This window comes from Vibrio anguillarum (genome assembly GCF_001989995.2).
Taxonomy (GTDB): Bacteria; Pseudomonadota; Gammaproteobacteria; order Enterobacterales; family Vibrionaceae; genus Vibrio; species Vibrio anguillarum.
Map to the genome: position 1 here is coordinate 1 of NZ_JAHGUP010000086.1, position 2,597 is coordinate 2,597.

Sequence of the window (2,597 nt, forward strand, 5' to 3'; positions counted from 1 at the left end):
TTTTGAATGAAACAAACTCAACGAGCGAAATCTTCAACAAGTACGAAATAATCGATTAACTTGCCCTTTCCACACTTTGCACCCGCTAAATTCACAACGCGCCAACGCTAAAAATGATTGAGGCAAACCAAGAATCTTGTCCGTTTTACGGTTTGAATTAACCAAGAATCTGAGGATAAAAAGCTCATTTGCCGACAACACAAAACGAATGGCCGGAGAAATCCCAAAAGATTGAACCCCTAAATTTACCTGAGTTGCATAACGCCCAATTAACGTGTGAACAACGCACCAATTAACTTACTGCATTGCACCGTAAACACCACAATAAATGCAAACCAAAATGGCCAAGCGTTGTGAATCACGTTGAATTGTTTGTTAGGTAAATTAACTCATTTGTAGTGTGACTCTCACCGCACTACTATCCGATTTTCGTGACTCTCAGTCGTTTACTCGACCAAAATCACAGTTGCATAATAGCCATAAATCAATAACTTATGCACCATTAATCACACGACAAGCCTCACATATTGAGGTGAAGTTATAAGGATATAGAGAACATATGATTATTGGGGTATAAACTATGACAGAATCAGCACGTAATAAAACCAAACGTAAGCTCATAAATAACATTAAAGACATTAAGCCAACACATCAGACAGCGATATTTTATAACAACTTTGATGAAGCCATTGAGTTCAATAATTTGATGCAGAAGATTAAAAAACCTGTCAGTGCTGCATTCAAAAGTATCACTATGATTTGGGTGTTGAGATTAAAACATCAGCCTAACTATGGTGTGGTAGGATACATTCAAATTCTCACCTCTGCCGAACTTGATTTGAAATTGCTTAACAAAGTGCTCGCCAAATACACATGTGAGAACCAAATTAGAACAGTACAACGTCCATTTGACCGAGAAAAATATACAGATACAGTATCAAAGCAAAGGCTTGCCAATTTAGCCGCCTATTTAGGCTCAGAAACAAGCCCAAGGCGATATGCCATAACTAACAAGCCTAAAATTAATAAAACCGCTCAAAATTGATTACAGAGCATTTAAATCAGAACTAATCTCATTCACATGGGATTATCATCTGTTGGTTAAACGTGAATAGTAACCTAATTTACTTTGCCAAAACCGAACCTTCCTGCCATACACCATTGGCATCATAAATCACATGACTGTTCGGTTTGATTAAACTCAAATCCCTCTCAAGCCATGACATCACTTTCTTTTGAATTGACTGCTTGCTAGTTGCTCCAGCAATGCTTGCTGGGAAGGAAAAATCATAATCAGCACTTCTGAATTCAAAATGTCTGTGACCACTCACAACCTCAAATTCACATTCAAACTTCTCTTTTAAAACTTCAAGAATATATTCTTCAACCAACTTAACATCCATTTGTTACTCCTTTTCGTGAAGCAACCTAACGCCGCATTAAGGTGTGAGCGACGCTTGGCTATACTTGAGCGAAGCGAAACTGCCAAGCGTTGCGAATCACTCTTAAATGCTTTGTTATGTTTTTACCTATAGCTTGATCCCCATTTCAAGCAAAACTTCTCGACGAACGAAAGAAAGTTGCTCTTCATTGATCTGATACACTAAATCTGGGTCTTCAGCCATAGTAGATAAACTCATGTTTATTATTTGATGCTCAGAAAATACAAACCTTGGGTTCTTCGGGATACAGTTTCGGAGTGCTGTCACCTCAGCCAGTGCCAATTTGTGAACAGGAAAGTTAGGATTTAAATTTTCCTCATCTTCCATCCAAGAGCGTAACTTTTGAAGCGAGCTACCATTCAAATAGTTCTTGGTAAGAAAACCATCACATATACACAATATAAAGGTCAACGCCCCTATTTTGAGTAACATCGTACTGGGGTCTACGATTGTCACCAAATCCGTGTTTTCATTCTTAGTTTTAAAGACGTAAAGGCTCGAAGGTAGTTGAAATCCAAAGCCTTGTTTATATGAACTTTGTACAAATTTAAAGTTTTCACTTTGCACAATAGAAGAACAAACACCTTTCCACTCGGCATCTCTAGTAGAGATTAAGTCATAATAAAACAAACCATAATAGATTTTAGATAGCCACGTAGTCACCAATGCAGATACCGAGTCGGCAGGGCTATACATCATGGGAATACCAGCTTCTTCCTCACATAACTGAGTATATAAAAGTTCAGGTTCTTCCAGTAAATTTAACACTCGATTTTCGTAATCACTGCCAAATTGATTATTGCAAATTTCATGCGCAGGGACTTTTACCCGGCTATATTGAGTTGCATTAAATTGACCAGTAATAGTTTCTTCTTTTATTCCAAGTTTTCCCAATAAACTATTTGGAACAATATGTTCTAATGTCTTTCTACCATCAATGTGCTCTGTACAGAAAAAACACTTTCTTCTCAAGTCTTCCATTTCCGCTCCGTAATACTGATGTAAACACATAACGCCCAATTAAGGTGTGAGCCACGCTGGCGCGACACTCAATTTGAACACAGTAAACACTTAACTAAACCCAAACAAAAAATGCCAAGCGTGGCGAATCACTCTTAAATTGTTTGTTATATTTCTTGGATTCAAGTACGAAGT

At 37.7% G+C, this 2,597-nt stretch carries 3 protein-coding genes; 1 reads left to right on the top strand and 2 read right to left on the bottom strand.

What is annotated here, in order from left to right; genetic code table 11:
* The first annotated feature begins 580 nt into the window (after positions 1 to 580).
* Entirely contained in the window at positions 581 to 1,045 is a 465-nt protein-coding gene (locus PL85_RS16160; protein WP_115340109.1) for a hypothetical protein, read from the top strand.
* A 79-nt stretch (positions 1,046 to 1,124) separates the two neighbouring features.
* On the opposite strand, the gene PL85_RS16165 is transcribed toward PL85_RS16160, so the two are convergent.
* Together PL85_RS16165 and PL85_RS16170 are read right to left on the bottom strand one after the other, a co-directional pair.
* Positions 1,125 to 1,403 (bottom strand): hypothetical protein, encoded by a 279-nt coding sequence (locus tag PL85_RS16165; RefSeq protein WP_115340108.1) that lies wholly within the window; start codon positions 1,401 to 1,403, stop codon positions 1,125 to 1,127.
* 126 nt (positions 1,404 to 1,529) lie between these two features.
* Positions 1,530 to 2,453 carry a hypothetical protein gene (locus tag PL85_RS16170; protein ID WP_115340107.1) on the bottom strand — a complete coding sequence of 308 codons (924 nt, stop codon included), beginning with the start codon at positions 2,451 to 2,453 and terminating at the stop codon, positions 1,530 to 1,532.
* Positions 2,454 to 2,597: the final 144 nt, after the last annotated feature.

Excerpts from the sequence above, each read along its gene's own strand:
- PL85_RS16170 (WP_115340107.1), bottom strand. The coding sequence starts at position 2,453 with ATGTGTTTACATCAGTATTACGGAGCGGAAATGGAAGACTTGAGAAGA.
- PL85_RS16160 (WP_115340109.1), top strand. The coding sequence starts at position 581 with ATGACAGAATCAGCACGTAATAAAACCAAACGTAAGCTCATAAATAAC.
- PL85_RS16165 (WP_115340108.1), bottom strand. The coding sequence starts at position 1,403 with ATGGATGTTAAGTTGGTTGAAGAATATATTCTTGAAGTTTTAAAAGAG.